Below are 19,156 nucleotides of genomic sequence, written 5' to 3'. Positions count from 1 at the left end.
AACCATAAGACCGAAAGGCCGAAGGTGCAATTCCGGGGATTGCTTCGGGAAAGGATTTGAGCTATTCAAGAAGAAAGGCCGGAGAGGAGGGAGGAGATGGCCGAGTGCATCTTCTGTAAGATCCTTGCCGGGGAGATCCCCTCTAAGAAGGTCTATGAAGATGATCTGGCCTATGCCTTTCACGACATCAATCCCGTAGCCCCCACCCATATTTTGATCATTCCCCGGAAGCACCTTTCCGGAATCCAGGAGATGACCGAGGAGGATCGGGAGCTGGTGGGGCATCTCTTCTGGGTAGCGCGCAAGATCGCCGAGGATCTGGGGCTCTCTCCTCTGGGGGATCCTACCCGGGGTTATCGCCTGGTGATCAATGCCGGACCTATGGCCGGGCAGACGGTCTTTCATCTCCATCTTCATCTTCTCGGGGGCCGGGAGATGGGCTGGCCTCCGGGTTAGGGCCCTTTTCGTAGGGCTCCAGGTGGACCACCACGTCCATTATCCGTCGGTGGCGGGCCATGAGGAAGCGTTTGACCCGTTCGGAGATGCGGTGGCCCTCCCGAACGGAAAGGTGCGGATCCACCTGAATGTGAAGATCCACCAGGGTACGGCCGGCGTGTTTGCGGGCCCGCACCCGATGGGCGTCCTTTACTCCTTTGACCTTGAGGACCTCTTCCCGGATGCGTTGGGCCTCTTCCACATCTATGCCGTCACAGAGTTCGGTGACCCCGGGCTGGACGATGCGCCAGGCGCAACGCAGGATAAAGCCGGAGACCAGAAGCGAGCCCAGGGGATCCAGGAAATGGAGGCCCGGGTGCAGAGCCGCCCCTCCGGCCCCCACCAGGGCCGGAAGGGAACTTAAGGCGTCGGAACGGTGGTGATGGGCGTTGGCGATCACCACCGGAGAGCCGAGCTCCTTTCCGATCCTCAAAGTGAGGCGGAAGAGACCCTCTTTGAGGAGGAGGGAGAGGGCCGGGGGCAGGAGCACCCAGAGGGGTAGGGTCTCCGGGGGCCGGGAGTGCAGGGAGGTCAGGGCCCGGAAGGCCAGGCCCAGCCCGGTGGCCCCCAGCAAGACCCCTACGGTGACCGCCAGCAGGGTCTCGATCCTTCGGTGCCCGTATGGGTGGTCCTCGTCCGGCGGGGCCGCTCCGTATTTGAGCCCCAAAAGGGTAAGAAGGTCGGTGGCCAGATCCGAAAGGCTGTGCACTCCGTCGGCCAGAACCGCCTGGCTGTGTCCCCACCAGCCGGCCAGAATCTTGAGGAGGGCCAGAGCCAGGTTGACCCCCGCTCCCAGGATGGTGATGCGGTAAAGGCTGATCATAAAGGTACCAGTTCCACCGCCGGTCCCACCGCCCCCAGGTCCTTCCCCAGAATACAGACCACTCCCAGGAGGCCCGGGAGGTCCCGGGCTGCGGAAAGGATTCGGCGAAGGCTCTTTTTTCCCTTGGCCAGATTCCCCAGGGCCGTGGCTGCGGCATCGGCTAGCGCGGCCTCCGGGGCGATTACGGTTACGGCCTCGGCCTGTCCCAGGGAGAGGCTGTGGCCGATCTTCCCGGAAGAGGTGCAGACCCCGCAGGGCTGAAAATCCGGGGCGATCCGGAGCCCCACTTTTCCGGAAAGGGGGGAATCTCCGGCATAAAGGGCTACGGTAGCCGCTCGCCCCAGGGCCAGAAAGATGTCGCCTCCGTTTTCCACCACCACCTTTCGGGTCAAGCCTTCCGCCAGAAGCCTTCGGCCCACCGCCTCGGCAATGGCCCCGGCCACCGCGGCCATGGGCCCCACCCCCACAGCCCTACCGGCGGCAAGCATCCTCTTTACGATCTCCGGAGCTCCGGGGTCCTCCGGGAGGGGTTTGAGGGAGGAAAGGAATTCCGGGTGTTCCTTGAGGTACTCTTCAAGAGGGGCTCGGATCTCCTGGACCAGTTGCAGGACTTCCAGCGAAAGATCCCTTTCGGCCAGGACCGCCAGATCCGTCTCCCGATAAACCACCCGGAAGGCGCAGAGATCTCCTTCCGGGCGGAACCAGGTGCGGTAGTGCCGGATCTCACCGCAGGCTACGGGCACGCCGCCTTACCTCCTCGTAGTAATCGCCTCCGGTGGGGGGGTTGATGACGATGGCCGGAAAGTCCTCCACCTCCAGTTCAAAAAGGGCCTCCGGGCCCAGTTCCGGAAAGGCCAGCACCCGGGCGGCCCGGATCTTTTGGGAAAGATAGGCTCCGGCTCCGCCAAAGGTGGCCAGATACACGGCCCCGTAGCGCACTATGGCCTCCCGCACCTCCGCCCCTCGAGGGCCCTTGCCGATGGTGGCCGCAAGCCCCAGGGCCAGAAGCCTCGGGGTGTAGGCGTCCATGCGGTAAGCCGTGGTGGGCCCGGCGGAGCCGATGACCCTTCCCGGAGGAGCCGGGCTGGGCCCCACATAATAGAAGGCCTGGCCCTCAAGGTCCACCGGGAGGGGCTCTCCTCTTTCCAGAAGTTCGATGATCCTCCGATGGGTGGCGTCTCGGGCGGCGAGCAACCTTCCAGAAAGGGAAAGCAATTCCCCGGGCCGAAGATCTCGCAAGAGATGGCGATCCTGAAGGGGAAAGACCAATTTTCGCTTATCCATCCCTAACTCCTTCGGCTTTCGGAAATCCTCAACTCCGGATCTTCCCACAATTTTGAAAAGCTTTGCTATAATTCTATCTGAAAAAATTATGGGGAGGAGAGCGATGGGTTTTGTGGAAAGAGTGGATCGATCCCTTAAGATGTGGCAGAAGCTTGCGGTGGTGGCCTTTTGTGTGGTGGTTCTGGTGGTGGTAAATACGGCGGTGCTTCTGGTGATGCAAAAGAGGACCGAAAGACTCCAGAGGGAGGCCCATAGGGCCACCCAGGCCATGGATACTCTGGATGCCCTGCTTGCGGAACACCTCCGCTGGAAGGTCAATCTCCTTACCGGGCTTCTCAATGAGAGCCCACCCGAGATCCTGGTGGACCCCGACCGCTGTCCCCTTCAGAAGTTTCTGGCCAGCTGGCGGGCCGAAGCCCCGGAGGAAAAGGAGCTTGTGGCCCGGATCCGGGAGGTGGACCGCAAGCTCCATCTGGCCGGAGGGGAGATCTCTAAACTCCTTTCGGAAGAGGCCGACTTCGAGGAGGTGGTTGCGGTCTACAACGAAAGGGCTAACCCCCTCTCCAAGGAACTTCTCTTTAAGCTCCTTCCCCGTTTAGAGGATCTATTGGGAAAGAGGATGGATCAACTTCAAGGGGAGGCCCGTCGGAGTCTCGATCTGGTGAAAAAGGTCTCGCTTTTTCTCAACCTCTGGTTAGTGGTGGGTACCCTTCTGGTCTTTGCCTTTATGGCCTATCGGCTCGGGCGTAAGGTGCGCCAAGTCCTTTCCGCGGTGGACCGCATGGCCGGAGGAGACTTTTCCTTTAGGACCCGGGCTTCCGGGCGGGACGAAATGGCCCAGATCCTTGCCCACCTGGATCGCATGGCCGACCATCTCCAGCCCCTCATTAGGGATACCGCGGAGGTCTCCCGCAAGGGGGAGACCCTTTCCGAGGAGGTAAGGGAGAGGTTGGAGGCGGCCGCCCGGGAGGCCGAGGCCGCGGGCGAGCGGGCCACGCGCATGAAGGAGGAGGCCGGGGCCATCCTGCAGAGTGTGGAGGAGGAATCCCGGTCCATTAACGAGATCTCCACCGCCATCCAGGAGATCAGTCAGAACACCACCCGGGCTAGCATGATCACCAAGGAGGCGGTGGAAAAGGCCCAGAGGGCTCAGGAGATTATGCACCGGGTGGGGGCGGCCTCGCAGGAGATCGAGGGGGTGATCCAGCTTATTACGGGTATCGCCGAGCAGACCAAGTTTCTGGCCCTGAACGCCACCATCGAGGCTGCCCGGGCCGGAGAGGCCGGAAAGGGTTTTGCCGTGGTGGCGGGCGAGGTCAAGGAGCTGGCCCGACAGACCGCCGAGGCCACCGGGGAGATCACCGAAAAGATCCGGACCATGCAGGCCGAAAGTGAAGAGGCCCTTCGGGCCGCAGACGAAATCGCCGGGGTCATTCAGGAGATCGACCAGATTGCCTCCGCCATTGCCGCGGCGGCGGAGGAGCAGACCGCGGTGATCGCGGATATCGCTCAGAAGGTGGAAAAGCAGAAGGCCGGCGCCGGGCAGTTTGCCCGGGAGGCCGAGGAGGCCTATACCGCGGCCCAGAAGACCCTTTCCGGGGTAAAAGAGAATCTCCAGGCCATGCACCAGCTGGTGGAGGTGGTCAAGGAGCTTGCCCGGTCGGTTTCCCGGTTTAAAGTTTAGGACATGAGATATCTCAGTACCCGGGGAGGGATTTCCCCCCTCCCTTTTACCGCCACGGTTCTGGAGGGGCTGGCCCCGGACGGGGGCCTTATTGTGCCTGAAAAGATCCCGGAGCTTTCGGAGGCGGACCTGCGCCGCCTTCGAGGGCTTTCTTACCAGGATCTGGCCTACGAGGTCTTCCGGCTCTTCGCCGACGACCTCCCGGAAAGCGAACTGCGCCTTCTGGTGGACCGCTCCTATGCCACTTTTACCCATCCGGATATTACTCCGGTGGTGAAAAAGGGGCGGGTCTGGATCCTGGAGCTCTTTCACGGGCCCACCCTGGCCTTTAAGGACGTGGCCCTCCAGTTTCTGGGAAACCTTTTCGAATATCTGCTTCTTACGCGCGGAGAATATATGAATATTTTGGGAGCCACCTCGGGGGATACCGGCTCGGCGGCCATCTACGGGGTGCGGGGGAAGCGGAATCTGGCCATCTTCATCCTTCATCCCCACGGGCGGGTCTCCCCGGTACAGGCCCTGCAGATGACCACGGTGACCGACCCCAATGTCTTCAATCTGGCCCTTGAGGGGACCTTCGACGACTGTCAGGCCATCGTTAAGCAACTTTTTGGGGATCTGGAATTCAAAAGGCGCTATCGGCTCGGGGCGGTGAACTCCATCAACTGGGCCCGGGTGATGGCCCAGATCGTTTATTATCTCTGGGCCTACTTTCGGGTTTCCGAGGCGGAGGGGGCGGAGGAGGTGCGCTTTTCCGTGCCCACCGGCAACTTCGGGGACATCTTTGCCGGATATCTGGCCCGCCGGATGCTCGGAGGCCGTATCGAGCGCCTGATTCTGGCCACCAATGAAAACGACATCCTTACCCGCTTCGTAAATCGGGGGGACTATTCGGTGCGGGAGGTGATCCCCACCCTCAGTCCTTCCATGGACATCCAGGTGGCCTCCAATTTCGAGCGCTATCTCTACTATCTTTTCGGGGAGGATCCGGAACGAGTGCGGGAGGCCATGGTCCGCTTTGCCGAAGAGGGCCGTCTCCGGTTTTCCGAAGAAGAGATCCGCCGGGTCCAGAGGGATTTCCTTTCGGCCTCCGTGACCCAGAAGGAAACCCTGGAGACCATTCGGGACTTTTATCAGGAAACGGGCTATATCCTGGATCCCCACACCGCTGTAGGGGTACGGGCGGCCCTTGAATTCCTGGAGGCCCGCCCCATGATCTGTCTGGCCACCGCGCATCCGGCCAAATTTCCCGAGGCCGTATCCCGGGCCCTGGGCTTTGAACCCCCGATTCCCGAGGCCCTCAAGGGCCTTTCCGAAAGACCCCGAAGGGTGGTCATTCTTCCCGCCGATCCGGCCGCCGTGCGCCGTTTTATTGAAGAAAACGCCCTCCAGATTTCTTGACAAAGTTCAATTTATAGATTAACCTGGTCTCAAAAATTAAAGGAGACCCGGAGATGAAGATTACCCAGGCCGAGGACTACGGGATACGTTGTGTGCTCTATCTTTCCCGCTATCCGGAAAAGACCATTCCCCGCTGGAATATTGCCCGCGCCATGGATATCCCGGAGCCCTTTTTGGCCAAGATCGCCCAGGATCTGGCCCGGGCGGGTATTATTACCATTACCCGGGGACGTAAAGGGGGATATCGCTTGGCGGTGCCCCCGGAGGAGCTAACCCTTCTCCGGGTGGTGGAGGCCATGAGCGGAGAGATCTTCTTGAGTCACTGCGTCCTGGATCCGGAAAACTGTAAACGCTCCTCCCTCTGTCCCACCCATGAGGTCTGGGCCGAGATCCGGGAACTTCTGCGCAAAAAGCTCGACCAGATCACCTTTGCGGACCTGGTCCAACGCGAGTCCTGCCTCCTTGACAACCGGCGCAGCCGGCGCCGAAAATAAAATTAGTTAAAACTCAAGAAGGGGGGGGTGAAAACCATGAAAGGGTGAATAGGGTTGGATTTTACAGAAAAGGTTAATCTTTTGGGTTTACTTTTACACAAAATAAGGAGAGGAGGTGTTAAAAATGGATGTGGTCTGGGCTTCTAGGTTGCAGTTTGGAGCCGCGGCTTTTTTTCACTTCCTTTTTGTGCCTTTAACCCTGGGGCTTTCCATTTTAACCGCCATCTACGAAACCCTTTATGTGAAGACCGGGGACGAGGACTACCGGCGGGCGGCCAAGTTCTGGGGGAGGCTCTTTCTCATCAATTTTGCCCTGGGAGTGGTCACCGGGATCACCCTAGAGTTTCAGTTCGGGACCAACTGGCGCTACTATTCCGAATACGTGGGAGATGTTTTCGGGTCCCTTCTGGCCATTGAGGCCACCCTGGCCTTTTTCCTGGAGTCCACCTTCATCGCCGTCTGGGCCTTCGGCTGGAACCGCCTTTCTCCCAAGATGCACTGTCTGGCCATCTGGCTTACGGCCTTGGCCTCCAACATTTCCGCCCTCTGGATTTTGATTGCCAACGGCTGGATGCAGCACCCCGTGGGCTATGTGCTGCGGAACGGCCGGGCGGAGCTTAAGAGCTTTGCCGAGGTGGTCTTCAACAAATTTGCCTGGCTGGAATTTCTCCATACCGTACCTGCGGCCTACATTCTTTCGGGCCTCTTTGTCCTCGGGGTCTCGGCCTGGCATCTGCGGCGGGGCCGGGAGGTGGCCTTTTTCAAAAAGAGTTTCCGGGTGGCCGCGGTCTGGACCCTCATCTTTAGTCTCTTCGTTTTTGTGGAAGGCCATCTCCACGGCACGGAGGTGGCCCACACCCAGCCCACCAAGCTTGCGGCTATGGAGGCCCTCTGGGAGACCCAGAAAGGGGCCCCCTGGACCCTCTTTGCCATTCCCGATCCGGCTAAGGAGCGCAACCTGGTGGAGATCAAGATTCCCAAGCTCCTGAGTCTCCTGGCCTTTCATTCTCCAGAGGCCGAGGTGAAGGGCCTCAAAGACTTTCCCCCGGAGGAACGGCCCCCGGTCTCTTTCACCTTCTGGAGTTTCCGGATCATGGTCCTTCTGGGAATCTGGTTCGTGCTCCTTTCCTTCTGGGCCTTTAAGAATCGGGAAAATCCCGAGGCCTCGCCCGGGCTTTTGCGGGCCCTCATCTGGTCTATCCCCCTCCCTTACATCGCCCTTGAGGCCGGCTGGATGGTGGCCGAGGTGGGGCGCCAGCCGTGGATCGTTTACGGGGTGATGAAGACCGCCGAGGCCGTCTCCCCCATTTCTCCGGTCCAGGTAGGGGTGACTCTGGCGGCCTTCCTGATCTTCTACACCATCCTCGGGGTGATCGACTTCTGGCTGCTGGCCCACTACGCCCGTAAAGGGCCCGAACCCGTGACGGCTTAAAATTTAGAAAGGAGGGATGAGCCATGGAACACAACGTCTTTCAGGTCATATGGTTTGTGCTCTGGGGAGTTTTATGGGCGGTCTATTTCGTCCTGGACGGCTTTGATCTCGGGGCGGGGATCCTTCTGCCCTGCGTGACCAAAAACGAGGCCGAGCGCCGGGCGGTCTATCAGGCCATCGGGCCCTTCTGGGACGGCAACGAGGTCTGGTTGATCACCGCCGGTGGGGCCACTTTTGCCGCCTTTCCCAAGACCTACGCCGTGATGTTTAGCGGCCTTTATACCGCCCTTTTTGTGCTCCTTTTCGCCCTGATCGTCCGCGGGGTGGCCATCGAATTCCGGGAAAAGGTGGCCGGTGAGGGCTGGCGCCGCTTCTGGGACTTTCTCTTCTGGATCTCTTCCCTGGTGGCCACCCTCATCCTGGGGGTGGCCTTCGGAAATCTTTTCCTGGGGTTGCCCATCGATGCCCAGGGGATCTTTCGGGGAAGCTTCCTTACCCTCCTTCACCCCTACGCCCTGCTGGTAGGGGCCCTTTTCGTGGTGGCCATTTCTGTGCACGGGGCCTGCTGGCTGGCCTTCAGGGTAAACGGCGAGTTTCGGGAGCGCCTCCTGCGGGACGCCAAGATCCTCTGGGTCTTTGAGGCCGTGCTGGCCGTGGCCGTGCTCCTTTTCTCCTTGAAGCTCACCCCCCTCTGGGGCAATTACCTCAAGGCCCCGGTGCTTTTCGTCTTTCCCCTGCTGGCCGTGGTGGGGCTTATCCTGGTCCCTTATTTTCTTAATGCCGGCCGGACGCTTGCGGCCTTCCTTTCCTCCGGGGCGGCCATCCTGGGGGTGACCGCCTGGGGGGTGGCCGGGCTCTTTCCCAACCTCTTCCCCTCTCGCCTCAACCCGGAATGGTCCCTTACCATCTACAATAGCTCCTCTAGCCCCCTCACCCTCAAGATCATGACCGTGGTGGCCGTAGTCTTCGTGCCCATCGTCCTCCTTTACACCCTCTGGACCTACCGGACTTTCTCCTACCGCATCACCCGTGAGGAGCTGGCCTACGGCGAGGGTTATTAAAATCTTCGGGGCGCCCTTGACATTTGGGGCGCCCCTTTTATATTGATAAAGACCAGTCGGTCCTTATTGTCCCCTCCGGGGTTTCCAAAAAATTTCCGAAATACGAGGTAAGCACATGTCTCAAGAGGTTTTGCCCAAGGAAGAAGAGCTTCCTTCTGAGGAGATCGAGGTCCTAGAGCTTTCGGAGTTGCGCCGGCGGCCCCTCAGCGAGCTGGCGGAGCTGGCCCTGGCCTACGGGGTGGAGAACGCCGGGGATCTGCGCAAGCAGGAGCTGGTCTCGGCCATCGTGCGGGCCCATCTGGAAAAGGGAGGGGAAGTCCGGGCCGAAGGGGTGCTGGAGGTCCTTCCGGAAGGCTTTGGTTTCCTGCGCTTTCCGGACTATAGCTACCTTCCCGGCCCGGAGGACATCTATGTCTCTCCCTCCCAGATCCGGCGCTTCGGACTGCGTACCGGAGATACGGTCTCGGGTTTCATCCGTCCGCCCAAGGAAGGCGAAAAGTATTTCGCCCTCCTTAAGATCGAAAAGATCAACTTTCAGAGCCCGGAGAAGGCCCGCCTGCGGATTCCTTTTGATCAGCTCACGCCCATCTACCCCAACGAATGGCTGCGCCTGGAGACCGATCCGGACAACTTCTCCACCCGGATCGTAGATCTCTTCTGTCCTATAGGGAAAGGTCAGCGAGGGCTCATTGTGGCTCCGCCGCGGACCGGAAAGACTATGCTTCTGCAGAACATCGCCAACGGCATCGCCCGCAACTATCCCGAGGTCTATCTCATCATCCTTCTCATCGACGAGCGTCCGGAAGAGGTCACGGACATGGAAAGGAATGTGCCCGCGGCCGAGGTCATCAGCTCCACCTTTGACGAGCCTCCCCAGCGGCACACCCAGGTGGCCGAAATCGTGATCGAGCGGGCCAAGCGTTTGGTGGAATACGGTTACGACGTGGTGATTCTCCTGGACAGTCTTACCCGGCTGGCCCGGGCCTATAACACCGTAGTTCCTTCCAGCGGAAAACTCCTTTCCGGAGGGATCGATGCCCAGGCCCTCCACAAGCCCAAGCGCTTTTTCGGAGCGGCCCGAAACATCGAGGAAGGGGGGAGTCTGACCATCATTGCCACCTGCCTTATCGATACCGGCAGCCGGATGGACGAGGTGATCTTTGAGGAATTCAAGGGCACCGGAAATCTGGAGATTCATCTGGACCGGCGCCTGGCCGACCGTCGGATCTGGCCGGCCATCAACATTCACCTCAGCGGGACCCGGAAAGAAGAACTCCTCCTGCCCCCGGAGATCCTCCACCGGGTCTGGCTCCTGCGCAAGGTGCTTTCCCCCCTCAATCCGGTGGACTGTATGGAATTTTTGCTGGACAAGATGAAAGACACCAAGAGCAACGCCGAATTCCTGGCCTCCATGAACCAGTAAGATGCTTGAAAAGGGGCTCAAGAGAGTTTTAAATGGGACAAAAGAAAGGAGGTAGAGGGAGATGAAAAAGGGCATACATCCCGAATATTATCCGGAGGCGGTGATACGCTGTGCCTGCGGAAACGAATTTACCGTGGGGGCCACCCGGCCGGAGATCCGGGTGGAGGTCTGCTCCAAGTGCCATCCCTTTTTCACCGGGGAGCAGCGTTTTGTGGACACCGAAGGAAGGGTAGAAAAGTTCATGAAAAAATACGCCGAATACTACGAGAAGCAGTCCTCTTAAGATGGCCCTTTCGGACCTTTACCTTTCCAGACTGGCCGAAGTAGAGCGGCGTTACGAGGAGCTTTCCCGGCTCCTTTCCGATCCGGAGACCCTGGAGGACCGCAAGCGCTATGCGGAGCTGGCCCGGGAACATGCCGAACTTGAGGGGATCGTGGAGGCCTATCGGGAATACCGCCGGGTCCTGAAGGAGATCGAAGAAAACAAGGAACTGCTTGAGGAAGGGGACGAGGAGTTGCGAGAGCTGGCCCGGGAGGAACTGAAGACTCTGGAGAGCCGAGCGGAGGCCCTGGAAAAGGAGATCCCCCTTCTTCTCCTTCCCCGAGACCCCAACGACGAAAAGGATGTCATTTTGGAGATTCGGGCCGGGGCCGGAGGAGAAGAGGCGGCCCTTTTTGCCGCGGATCTCCTGCGTATGTATGCCCGTTATGCCGAACGCCGGGGCTGGCGCCTGGAAATCCTTTCGGCCCATGAGACCGGGCTGGGGGGCTTCAAGGAGGTCATCGCCCGTGTGGAAGGTAAGGGGGCTTATAGCCGCCTAAAATACGAAAGCGGGGTGCACCGGGTGCAACGCATCCCGGTTACGGAGTCCGGGGGCCGTATCCATACCTCCACGGTGACGGTGGCCGTCCTTCCAGAGGCTGACGAGGTGGAGGTGGAGATTCGGCCGGAGGAGCTGCGCATCGAGACCATGCGGGCCTCGGGCCACGGAGGCCAGCATGTAAACCGCACGGAAAGTGCGGTGCGTATTACCCATTTGCCCACGGGAATTACCGTCTATTGTGCCAACGAACGCAGCCAGCATCAGAATCGGGCCACGGCCCTAAAGATCCTGCGGGCCCGTCTTTACGAGAAAGCACTGCGGGAGCAGCAGGAAAAGATCCAGGCCGCGCGCCGCAGCCAGGTGGGCACCGGAGAGCGCAGCGAACGCATCCGCACCTATAACTTTCCTCAGAACCGGGTCACGGATCACCGTATCGGGCTCACCCTCTACCGGCTGGAAGAGATCCTCGACGGGGATCTCGACGAATTTATCGATGCCCTGATCACCCACTTCCGCACCGAAGCCCTGAAGCGCGAGGAAGAAGCCCTCCTGCGGGAGGCCGCATGATCGAGGCCTATCGTTTCGGAGAGATGGTAGTCTCGGGAAAGACCTATCGCCGGGACCTCAAGATCATCGAGGGGCGGGTGGTGCCGGACTGGTGGAGAAGGGAGGGCCACCTCCTGGCCCCTGAGGATCTCGAGGATGTCTGGGCGGCGCGTCCGGAGGTCCTGGTGGTGGGCACCGGGGCCTCGGGGGTCATGCGGGTGGATCCCCGGGTGAAGGAGAGGGCCCAGGCCTTAGGGATCACCCTGGAAATATATCCCACGGCCAAGGCCGCCGAGAGATTCAACCAGCTTTTTTCCGAGGGCCGCCGGGTGGCCGGGGCCTTTCATCTCACCTGCTGAAAAGCCTCCCGCAAGGGTTTCCCCGGCCGGAAAACTACCCGGACCCCTTTCTTTCCGCGAAAGACCCGAAACCTTCCCCAGCTTCCCAGATGGACCACTCCCTCCTCCTCAAGGGCCCTTTGCAGCTCCTCCGCCAGGGCCCGCAGAAAGAGCCGGGCCTTTCTGCGGGAGACCCCCAGCCTTTCCGAAAGGGCCTCCGCCAGGGACTCAAACCCCTTTAAGGTGTCTTTGGACAATTTTCCCGATCTCCGAAAGAGAAATAGGTTTTTTAAAAAGGTAAAGGGGCCCGGGGAAAACAGAGGAGACCTTCTGGAGAGCTTCCTCTTCCGCATAGCCGGTAAGGATAATGACCGGGGTCCCGGGAGAGATTCCTTCTAAGAGCTCGCAGGCCAGACCATCGGGCAAGAGACAGTCGGAGATCACCAGGGAAAAGGATTTCTCTTGGAGGAGTTTTTCGGCCTCGGCCACGTTGGAGGCCGTAAGAATCTCGCTTCCGGGGGCCAGGAGGCCCAGGTACTCTTTCAGTTGTTCCCGGATATCGGAATCGTCTTCGATAAGGAGGATTCTCTGGGCCATGGTGGTAGTATATAAGTATTCGGAAACCCAAGGCAAGTGGGAGGTAAGAGATGGGACTTCCGCCGGAATTGCGGGAACTTTTGGCCTGTCCCCGGTGTAAGGGAGGACTTGAGGAAAGGGAAGACCCTCCGGGGCTGATCTGTCACCCCTGTGGGCTCTTTTACGAGATCCGGGAGGGTATTCCGGTGCTCCTGGTGGAAGAGGCCCGGCCCCTGGCAGAGGTCCTTCCGGATGAGCCATCCCCGCAAGCCCCCTGAAGCCCTTTATTTCGTGAGCGCCTTCGGGAGGGAAGAGGCCCGGGTGCTGGAGGCCGTGGAGGCCCTCTCCGAAACCCTGGGCCCGGTGCTCTTTCGCTCCCCCTGGCGACCCTTCAGTTACACCGACTATTACTTTGCGGAGTTCGGTTCCCCCCTGGTCCGGGCCTTCTTTTTTTTCGATCTGCGTCCGCAGGAGGATCTGGTAGAGATCAAGCATCAGGCCTATCGGGTGGAAAAGGCCTTCTCCCAAAAAGGGCGCCGCACGGTGAATCTGGATCCGGGCTATCTCCTTCTTTCCCGGGTGGTCCTTTCCACCTTCAAGGATTTTGCCCACCGGATCTATCTCGGCCGGGGGGTCTTCGCTGAGGTTACCCTTATTTTCCGGCAGGGCTCCTTTCGCACCCTTCCCTGGACCTATCCCGATTATGCCGCTGCCGAGACCCTTAACCTTTTCAACCGCCTGCGAGAGGAGTATAAAAAGCACTTGAAATGCTTAAAGATCGCTACGGAAGAAGGCTCCGTTACCTGAGGGTCTCGGTCACCGACCGGTGTAATTTCCGCTGTCTTTACTGTAGTCGAGACTTTTCCGAGTGGCTCCCCCGGGAGGATATTCTAAGTTTAGAGGAGATCCGGGAGGTGGTGGCCGCGGCGGTCTCTCTGGGGGTGGAACGGGTCCGGCTTACCGGGGGGGAGCCCCTGGTACGTCGGGATTTTCCCCATCTGGTGCGTATGCTTTCCGAAATTCCCGGACTCCGGGATCTCTCCCTCACCACCAACGGCTACCGTCTGGCGGAACTGGCCCGGGAGCTCAAACAGGCTGGACTCCACCGGGTCAATCTCAGCCTGGACACCCTGAAGGCGGAGCGCTTTCGGGAGCTTACCGGGGTGGACGGTCTTTCCCGGGTCCTTTCCGGGCTTGAGGCCGCCCTTTCCGTGGGGCTTCATCCGGTAAAGGTCAACATGGTGGTCATGCGCGGGGTGAATGAGGACGAAATCCTGGAGATGGCCCGTCTCAGTCTTTCCGAGCCCTTGGAGGTCCGCTTTATCGAGTTCATGCCCGTGGGCCCGGGGGTGTCCTGGGAGGAGGAGCGTTTCCTGCCGCTGGCGGAGATCATGGAACGGGTACGGGAGCTCGGCCCCCTGGAGGAGGTCCCCTCTCAGGGTGGAGGGCCGGCCCGGGTCTTCCGTCTTCCCGGGGCCCGGGGACGGGTGGGCTTCATTGCCGCCATCAGTCGGCACTTCTGCGACCGCTGCAACCGCTTGAGGCTTACGGCCGAGGGTCGCCTGCGGCTCTGTCTCTTTTCGGAGGAGGAGTTCGATCTGCGTCCTTACCTGGGCCGGGGCCCGGAGGTCCTGCGAGAGGCCCTGCTTGAGGCCGTGCGCCGCAAGCCCTTCGGCAAGGAGCTTTCCGGAAAGCGCCGGCGCCCCATGAGGGCCATCGGAGGGTAGGGAATTGACAAAGCGCCCCTCCGGAGGCAATATCACCTTTCAACCTCGGATGAGGGTGAGTCCCATGGCGGAATTTCCTCCGGTAAAACCGGCCCGGCGCACGGAAAGGATCGAGTACGCGGTAAGGGACATCGTGCTCACCGCGGAGGAGGCGGCCCGTCGGGGCCGAGAACTCCTCTTCCTGAATATTGGAGATCCCATCCAATATGATTTTTACACGCCCCGGCCGCTGGTGGAGGCGGCCTGTAAGGCCATGTTTGAAAACCTTACGGGCTATTCAGCCTCGGCCGGGGTGGACGAGGCCCTGGAGGCCATCCGGCGGGAGGCCCGGCGTCGGGGGATCGAGCCGGTGGACATCTTCATCACCACCGGAGCCAGCGAGGCCATCGACTTCGCCCTTACCGCTCTGGTAAATAGCGGCGACAACGTCCTGGTGCCCTTTCCGGGCTATCCCCTCTATACCGCTATCCTGGCCAAGTTGGAGGCCGAGGCCCGTCCCTATTACCTGCGCGAGGAGGAGGGCTGGCAGCCCGATCCGGAGGAGATCGCCTCCCGGGTGAACGAACGCACCCGGGGGATCGTCCTCATCAATCCCAACAATCCCACCGGGGCGGTCTTCAGCCGGGAGGTCCTCGCGGCCATCGCCGAGGTGGCCCGGCGCCACCGCCTAGTTATCTTTTCCGACGAGATCTACGACAAACTGGTCTTCGACGAAGACGAACATGTCTCCATTGCCGCTCTGGCCCCGGATGTCCCGGTGGTGACCTTTAACGGGCTTTCCAAGTGTTATCTGGCCCCGGGTTTCCGGATTGGCTGGGGGATTGTCTCCGGTCCGGCGGAGGCCTTGCGGGATTATGTGGAGGCCATCCACAAACTGGCCCGGGCCCGGCTTTCCACTAGCCATCCCAAGCAGTACGCCATCCCGGTGGCCCTGGAGGGAGACCAGGCCCATCTTCCCCCGGTGGTGGAAAAACTCCGCCGACGCCGGGATCTAACCTATAAGATGCTCAACGAGATCCCCGGAATCTCCTGTGTGAAGCCCCGAGGGGCCTTCTACGCCTTTCCCCGCATTGAGGTCCCCGGGGTCTCGGATCGGGAGTTTGTGCGGGAGCTGATCCTGGAGACCGGGGTGGTGGTGGTCCATGGAAGCGGCTTTGGTCAGCTCCCCGGCACGGCTCACTTCCGGGTGGTCTTCTTGCCCCCGGAAGAGGTCCTGGCCCGGGCCTTTGAGCGCCTGGCGGATTTTGCGGGCCGCTTCTTCAAGCGCTACGGTCTTTAATGCCGGTGTAGATGGTCACCACCCCCAGGGTCAAAGGATAGGCCCGAAGTTCCTTAAAGCCCACCTCCGCCATCCAGGAGAGGACTTCTTCCGGAGAGGCGAAGGCGTAAATAGAGCGGGCTAGGTAGAGGTAGGCCTCCCGATCTCCGGTAAGGGTTCCTCCGAGAAGGGGCATGAAATACCGAAGATAGAGGGCATAAAGCGGGGCAAAGAAGGGGTTTTGGGGGCGGCTGAATTCCAGAATGACCACCTTGCCTCCCGGCCGCAACACTCGGAAGATCTCGGCCAGACCCTTCCGGGGCCGGGCCAGGTTGCGCAACCCGAAGGCCATGGTGGCCCCGTAGAAGACCCGGTCCTTAAAAGGGAGGGCCTCGGCGTCTCCTCCCACACAGGCCAGGTAAGGGGAGAGGGGATCCTCGCGCAGGCGCCACCTTCCGTAAAGGAGCATTTCCAGGGTGAGATCCAGGGCCACCACCTTCCGAGGGCTCTGCCGGACAAGCTCCAGGGCTAACGGGAGGGTCCCGGCGCAGAGGTCGAGAAGGGGGCCCGGAACCCCGGCCAACTCTTCGGCGGCCTTCCGGCGCCAGAAGGCGTCGCGGCCGAAACTCCCCAGGCGGTTGACCAGGTCGTAGCGCCGGGTCACCCGGGAGAACTTGTCCTTGACGAAGCGCTTCTTTTCTTCCACCCCTCAGAGATCCACAAAGCGGAATTCCGGCACCGAAGGGATTTCTCCCCGACGGGCCAGGTGCTGGTAAAAGACCCGCAGGGCCTCCTGTTTGACCCCGGAAAGATCGTACTCCAGGCCCAGGAGATAGGCTTGAGCCTCCTCCAAGGAAAGTTCCCGGGGTCTCTCGCGGGCCACCTCGGAAAGCTGCGCAACTCCCCGGGCCCGGGAAAGATAGAGGGCCCCGGCCACCTCCCGGAGGGTGCCCCTTTCCGCGGCCAGCACCTCCCGGCGCAGGGCCAGGACCGCAAAGACGAAGGGAAGTCCGGTGCGCTCCATCCAGATCCCGGCCAGATCCAGGACTCCGGGGAAGGGAGGGCTTTTACGCAAGCGCAGGGCCTCGTCCCCGATGGCCAGATAGCCCCAGGCTCCTCCTCCGGGGCCTCCCCGGACATATCGGGGACGAACGCCCTGAAAATCCTCCAGGAGAATCCGCAGGAGGGCCACGGAGGTCTCGCTCTCCGGGGTGAGGGCCACGGTCTTTCCGGAAAGCTCTCGGAGATCTCCGCGGTAAAAGAAGAGCACGCTTCCTACCCGGCCGCTGGCACTGATGGAAAGGTCAGGAAGGAGAAGGAATTTTTGGGGATGGCGGGCGTAAAGTACCGAAGGCACCAGTCCGGCCTCCAGTTCTCCGGAAAGGAGCCCTCGGGCCAGCTCTGCCGGAGAGGCGTAAAGGAGCTCCACCTCCGGGGGAAGGTTTGAGGCCAGATCCTGGCGCAGGGCCGCGGTGTTGAGATAACGCACGAGCCCCAGTCTAAAGCGGGCCATAGAGACGCACCTCCACCTTTTTGGGCCCCTCAAGCAGACGCTCCCAAGGGGAGCCCCGTCCTGGAGTAAGGGAAAGGCCGATCATTTCGGCCCGGGCCCCGGGGCCGATAAAGCCCAGATCTGGGCGTCCCAGGGCCTCGGCCCCCCAGAGGGTGGCCATGAGGAAGAGTTTTTCCGGCGCCACCTCGGGATAGGCCGCCCTCAGGGCCTCCATCTCCGCCAGGATGGAGAGTCGGTCGTTGCTGGCCAGGCTGTCCGTGCCCAGGCAGGGCTTAAGCCCCACCGAAAGCATGGCCGGAAGCGGGGGAAGACCCACCCCCAAAAAGATGTTGCTCCGGGGACAGAGACAGGGCCGGGACCTTCTCTGGGCCAGGATCTCCAGGTCGCTAGCGGTGGCCTGGACCAGGTGCACACAGATGGTCCTTTCGTCAAGCACCCCCAACCGGTCGAGATAGGCCACCGGAGAGAGCCCTGGGGCCCGAAAGCCCGGGGGCATCTGCCCCCGCTCCTCAAGGAGCACCCGCAAAGGCCCCTCCCCCTCCTTGAGAAAGGCACACTCCTCCGGGCTTTCAGCCACATGGATGCTCAGGGGCCGTCCCGCCCTCCGGGTCCAACTCTTTATGGCCTGGATGAGGACCGGGGAGACGGTGTAAGGGGCGTGGGGGGAGAGGGAATAGGTGATGCGCTCTCCCTCCGGGCCTTTCACGAAATCCCGGAGATTGGTTCCGCCCTTAAAGTCGATGATTTCGCGAAAATAGACGCTATAGAAGGGGGACTCCCGGAGAAGGCCCAGGGTGAGCCCGGTATTGCCTACGTCGGCCACCAGGCCTACGCCCTCCCTCCAGAGTTCGCGCAGGGCCTCCTCTACGGCCTGACGGGCCTCGGAAAGGGCCACCTCGGTGCGCTGACGGATGAGATTGCGCACCCAGGTTACGAAGGAACCCGAAGGGGTAAGCCGGAAGCGGAAGACCGAAAGCTCAAGATGAGTGTGGGCGTTCACCAGGGCCGGAAGAAGGGCCACTCCTTCCAGGTCCAAGACCTTTCCCCGAAAGGTGCGCCGAAGATCCCGGAAGGGTCCCACTTCCCGCACCCGTCCCCCGCTGACCAGCACCGCCCCGTCGGTAAGGGGTGGGGAGATCATGGGGAGGACCACAGGGGCCCGCACCAAGACCGGTTTCGAACCCAGAGGGTATTCCTGCATTATTCCAAAAGGGTGTAATCCATGCGCCGCCGGCGGGGTTCATAGCCCGCCTCCCGGATAAGGCGCCGAATTTCCTCCTCGGAAAGACGATGGGAGACCCCGGCCGCGGCCACCACATTCTCCTCAATCATGGTGCTTCCGAAATCGTTGGCCCCGAATTCCAGGGCCACCTGGGCCACCTTGGGCCCCTGGGTCACCCAGGAGGCCTGGAGATTGGAGATATTGTCCAGCACGATCCGGGAAATAGCCAGGGTTTTCAGATATTCCACCGGGGTGGCCTTAGGAACGGAAAGGGCGGTATTTCCGGGCTGAAAAGGCCAGGGGATAAAGGCCGTAAAGCCTCCGGTTTCATCCTGAAGCTCCCGGAGGCGCAGGAGGTGTTCCACCCGATCCTCCAAGGTTTCGATATGTCCGAACATCATGGTGGCGGTGGTTTTAAGGCCCAGATGGTGGGCGGTGCGCATTACCGAAAGCCATTCCTCCGCCGAGCATTTATGGGGGGAGATCCGCTGTCTGACCCGGTCCACCAGGATTTCCGCCCCCCCTCCGGGGATGGAATCGAGCCCAGCGGCTATCAGCCTCCGGAGGACCTCCTCCACCGAAAGCCCCTCCCGCCGGGAAAAGAAGATGATCTCCGGAGGAGAGAAGGCGTGCACGTGCACCTCCGGGAAACGCTCCTTAAGGAAAGAAAGCATTTCCTCGTAAAAGGAAAGGGGAAGGTCCGGATGGAGGCCACCCTGAAGGAGGATCTGGTAGCCCCCCAGGGCCAGGGTCTCTTCCACCTTGCGGGCCAATTCCTCAAAGGAAAGGACGTAGCCCTGAGGGTCTCCCGGAGGGCGATAGTAGGCGCAGAACTTGCATCCCGAGACACAGATGTTGGTGTAGTTGATGTTGCGGTCCACAATGTAGGTCACCAGGGGTTCGGGGTGTAGCCTCCGGCGCACCTCCCGGGCCAGTTCCCCGAGTTCAAAGAGATCTCTCTCAAAGAGGCCCAGGGCCTCCTCCCGGCCCAGGCGCTCACCGGCTAAAATTTTTTCCACCACCTGATCCATGGGAAATCCCTTGCACGGAGGAAA

The 19,156-nt window shown here is 61.0% G+C and carries 23 protein-coding genes; 14 read left to right on the top strand and 9 right to left on the bottom strand.

The genetic code is table 11. From position 1 onward, the window contains the following. The first annotated feature begins 96 nt into the window (after positions 1–96). Entirely contained in the window at positions 97–456 is a 360-nt protein-coding gene (locus tag FVE67_RS02945) for a histidine triad nucleotide-binding protein (protein WP_168719176.1), read from the top strand. Here FVE67_RS02945 and FVE67_RS02940 read toward each other — a convergent pair. Genes FVE67_RS02940 through FVE67_RS02930 form a run of 3 tightly spaced genes read right to left on the bottom strand, consistent with a single transcriptional unit; the run spans position 380 to position 2,602 of the window. Next, positions 380–1,318 (bottom strand): cation diffusion facilitator family transporter, encoded by a 939-nt coding sequence (locus tag FVE67_RS02940; RefSeq protein ID WP_168719175.1) that lies wholly within the window; start codon positions 1,316–1,318, stop codon positions 380–382. The two genes, FVE67_RS02945 and FVE67_RS02940, sit on opposite strands and share 77 nt — an antisense overlap. Continuing rightward, complete coding sequence (locus FVE67_RS02935; RefSeq protein WP_210534639.1) at positions 1,315–2,061, bottom strand: UPF0280 family protein; 747 nt, start codon at positions 2,059–2,061, stop codon at positions 1,315–1,317. Before FVE67_RS02935 ends, FVE67_RS02940 begins: the two co-directional genes overlap by 4 nt. Continuing rightward, a complete protein-coding gene (locus FVE67_RS02930) occupies positions 2,042–2,602 on the bottom strand; it encodes a FumA C-terminus/TtdB family hydratase beta subunit (RefSeq protein ID WP_168719174.1) in 561 nt (186 codons plus the stop codon). Before FVE67_RS02930 ends, FVE67_RS02935 begins: the two co-directional genes overlap by 20 nt. Before the next feature lie 88 nt (positions 2,603–2,690). On the opposite strand from FVE67_RS02930, the gene FVE67_RS02925 reads away from it, so the two are divergent. The 9 genes from FVE67_RS02925 (at position 2,691) to FVE67_RS02885 (ending at position 11,826) form a co-directional block, all read left to right on the top strand. After that, positions 2,691–4,286, top strand: coding sequence for a methyl-accepting chemotaxis protein (locus tag FVE67_RS02925; protein WP_168719173.1), 1,596 nt, complete (start codon positions 2,691–2,693; stop codon positions 4,284–4,286). Positions 4,287–4,289: 3 nt separating this feature from the next. Continuing rightward, the gene (thrC, locus tag FVE67_RS02920; RefSeq protein WP_168719172.1) at positions 4,290–5,687 is read left to right on the top strand and encodes a threonine synthase; all 1,398 of its coding nucleotides are present in this window, start codon (positions 4,290–4,292) and stop codon (positions 5,685–5,687) included. A 53-nt stretch (positions 5,688–5,740) separates the two neighbouring features. Continuing rightward, positions 5,741–6,181, top strand: coding sequence for an RrF2 family transcriptional regulator (locus tag FVE67_RS02915; protein ID WP_168719171.1), 441 nt, complete (start codon positions 5,741–5,743; stop codon positions 6,179–6,181). Between the two features lie 124 nt (positions 6,182–6,305). After that, positions 6,306–7,613: a cytochrome ubiquinol oxidase subunit I gene (locus FVE67_RS02910; protein WP_168719170.1), complete on the top strand. Its 1,308-nt coding sequence runs from the start codon at positions 6,306–6,308 to the stop codon at positions 7,611–7,613. A 23-nt stretch (positions 7,614–7,636) separates the two neighbouring features. Beyond that, positions 7,637–8,674 carry a cytochrome d ubiquinol oxidase subunit II gene (gene cydB, locus FVE67_RS02905; protein WP_168719169.1) on the top strand — a complete coding sequence of 346 codons (1,038 nt, stop codon included), beginning with the start codon at positions 7,637–7,639 and terminating at the stop codon, positions 8,672–8,674. A gap of 115 nt (positions 8,675–8,789) precedes the next feature. Then, positions 8,790–10,097 carry a transcription termination factor Rho gene (rho, locus tag FVE67_RS02900; RefSeq protein WP_168719168.1) on the top strand — a complete coding sequence of 436 codons (1,308 nt, stop codon included), beginning with the start codon at positions 8,790–8,792 and terminating at the stop codon, positions 10,095–10,097. A gap of 61 nt (positions 10,098–10,158) precedes the next feature. Next, positions 10,159–10,380 (top strand): 50S ribosomal protein L31, encoded by a 222-nt coding sequence (gene rpmE, locus FVE67_RS02895; protein WP_168719167.1) that lies wholly within the window; start codon positions 10,159–10,161, stop codon positions 10,378–10,380. Position 10,381: 1 nt separating this feature from the next. Continuing rightward, positions 10,382–11,488 carry a peptide chain release factor 1 gene (gene prfA, locus FVE67_RS02890; protein ID WP_168719166.1) on the top strand — a complete coding sequence of 369 codons (1,107 nt, stop codon included), beginning with the start codon at positions 10,382–10,384 and terminating at the stop codon, positions 11,486–11,488. Further along, a complete protein-coding gene (locus tag FVE67_RS02885) occupies positions 11,485–11,826 on the top strand; it encodes an Mth938-like domain-containing protein (protein WP_168719165.1) in 342 nt (113 codons plus the stop codon). Before prfA ends, FVE67_RS02885 begins: the two co-directional genes overlap by 4 nt. Here the strand turns inward: FVE67_RS02885 and FVE67_RS02880 are convergent. Together FVE67_RS02880 and FVE67_RS02875 are read right to left on the bottom strand one after the other, a co-directional pair. Then, entirely contained in the window at positions 11,811–12,062 is a 252-nt protein-coding gene (locus tag FVE67_RS02880; RefSeq protein ID WP_168719164.1) for an HU family DNA-binding protein, read from the bottom strand. The two genes, FVE67_RS02885 and FVE67_RS02880, sit on opposite strands and share 16 nt — an antisense overlap. Continuing rightward, positions 12,034–12,402 (bottom strand): response regulator, encoded by a 369-nt coding sequence (locus FVE67_RS02875; protein ID WP_168719163.1) that lies wholly within the window; start codon positions 12,400–12,402, stop codon positions 12,034–12,036. The genes FVE67_RS02880 and FVE67_RS02875 overlap by 29 nt, the downstream gene beginning before the upstream one ends. 50 nt (positions 12,403–12,452) lie before the next feature. Here FVE67_RS02875 and FVE67_RS02870 point away from each other — a divergent pair, with 50 nt between their 5' ends. The 4 genes from FVE67_RS02870 (at position 12,453) to FVE67_RS02855 (ending at position 15,387) form a co-directional block, all read left to right on the top strand. Then, on the top strand, positions 12,453–12,659 hold the full coding sequence (locus tag FVE67_RS02870; RefSeq protein ID WP_168719162.1) for a Trm112 family protein: 207 nt from the start codon (positions 12,453–12,455) through the stop codon (positions 12,657–12,659). After that, complete coding sequence (locus FVE67_RS02865; RefSeq protein ID WP_168719161.1) at positions 12,634–13,188, top strand: DUF4416 family protein; 555 nt, start codon at positions 12,634–12,636, stop codon at positions 13,186–13,188. The genes FVE67_RS02870 and FVE67_RS02865 overlap by 26 nt, the downstream gene beginning before the upstream one ends. Further along, positions 13,149–14,108 (top strand): GTP 3',8-cyclase MoaA, encoded by a 960-nt coding sequence (gene moaA, locus FVE67_RS02860; protein ID WP_168719160.1) that lies wholly within the window; start codon positions 13,149–13,151, stop codon positions 14,106–14,108. Before FVE67_RS02865 ends, moaA begins: the two co-directional genes overlap by 40 nt. Positions 14,109–14,172: 64 nt before the next feature. Then, on the top strand, positions 14,173–15,387 hold the full coding sequence (locus FVE67_RS02855; protein WP_168719159.1) for an aminotransferase class I/II-fold pyridoxal phosphate-dependent enzyme: 1,215 nt from the start codon (positions 14,173–14,175) through the stop codon (positions 15,385–15,387). Here the strand turns inward: FVE67_RS02855 and FVE67_RS02850 are convergent. The 4 genes from FVE67_RS02850 to mqnC are packed head-to-tail and all read right to left on the bottom strand — an operon-like array spanning position 15,368 to position 19,132. Next, a complete protein-coding gene (locus tag FVE67_RS02850; protein WP_168719158.1) occupies positions 15,368–16,072 on the bottom strand; it encodes a ubiquinone/menaquinone biosynthesis methyltransferase in 705 nt (234 codons plus the stop codon). The two genes, FVE67_RS02855 and FVE67_RS02850, sit on opposite strands and share 20 nt — an antisense overlap. A gap of 3 nt (positions 16,073–16,075) precedes the next feature. Beyond that, positions 16,076–16,879, bottom strand: coding sequence for a menaquinone biosynthetic enzyme MqnA/MqnD family protein (locus FVE67_RS02845; protein ID WP_168719157.1), 804 nt, complete (start codon positions 16,877–16,879; stop codon positions 16,076–16,078). After that, positions 16,866–18,080: an amidohydrolase family protein gene (locus tag FVE67_RS02840; protein WP_210534638.1), complete on the bottom strand. Its 1,215-nt coding sequence runs from the start codon at positions 18,078–18,080 to the stop codon at positions 16,866–16,868. Before FVE67_RS02840 ends, FVE67_RS02845 begins: the two co-directional genes overlap by 14 nt. Beyond that, positions 18,080–19,132 carry a cyclic dehypoxanthinyl futalosine synthase gene (gene mqnC, locus FVE67_RS02835; protein ID WP_168719155.1) on the bottom strand — a complete coding sequence of 351 codons (1,053 nt, stop codon included), beginning with the start codon at positions 19,130–19,132 and terminating at the stop codon, positions 18,080–18,082. Before mqnC ends, FVE67_RS02840 begins: the two co-directional genes overlap by 1 nt. Between the last annotated feature and the right edge of the window lie 24 nt (positions 19,133–19,156).

This window comes from Thermosulfurimonas marina (assembly GCF_012317585.1).
GTDB lineage: Bacteria > Desulfobacterota > Thermodesulfobacteria > Thermodesulfobacteriales > Thermodesulfobacteriaceae > Thermosulfurimonas_A > Thermosulfurimonas_A marina.
This window is presented reverse-complemented; position numbering and strand designations above follow the sequence as displayed.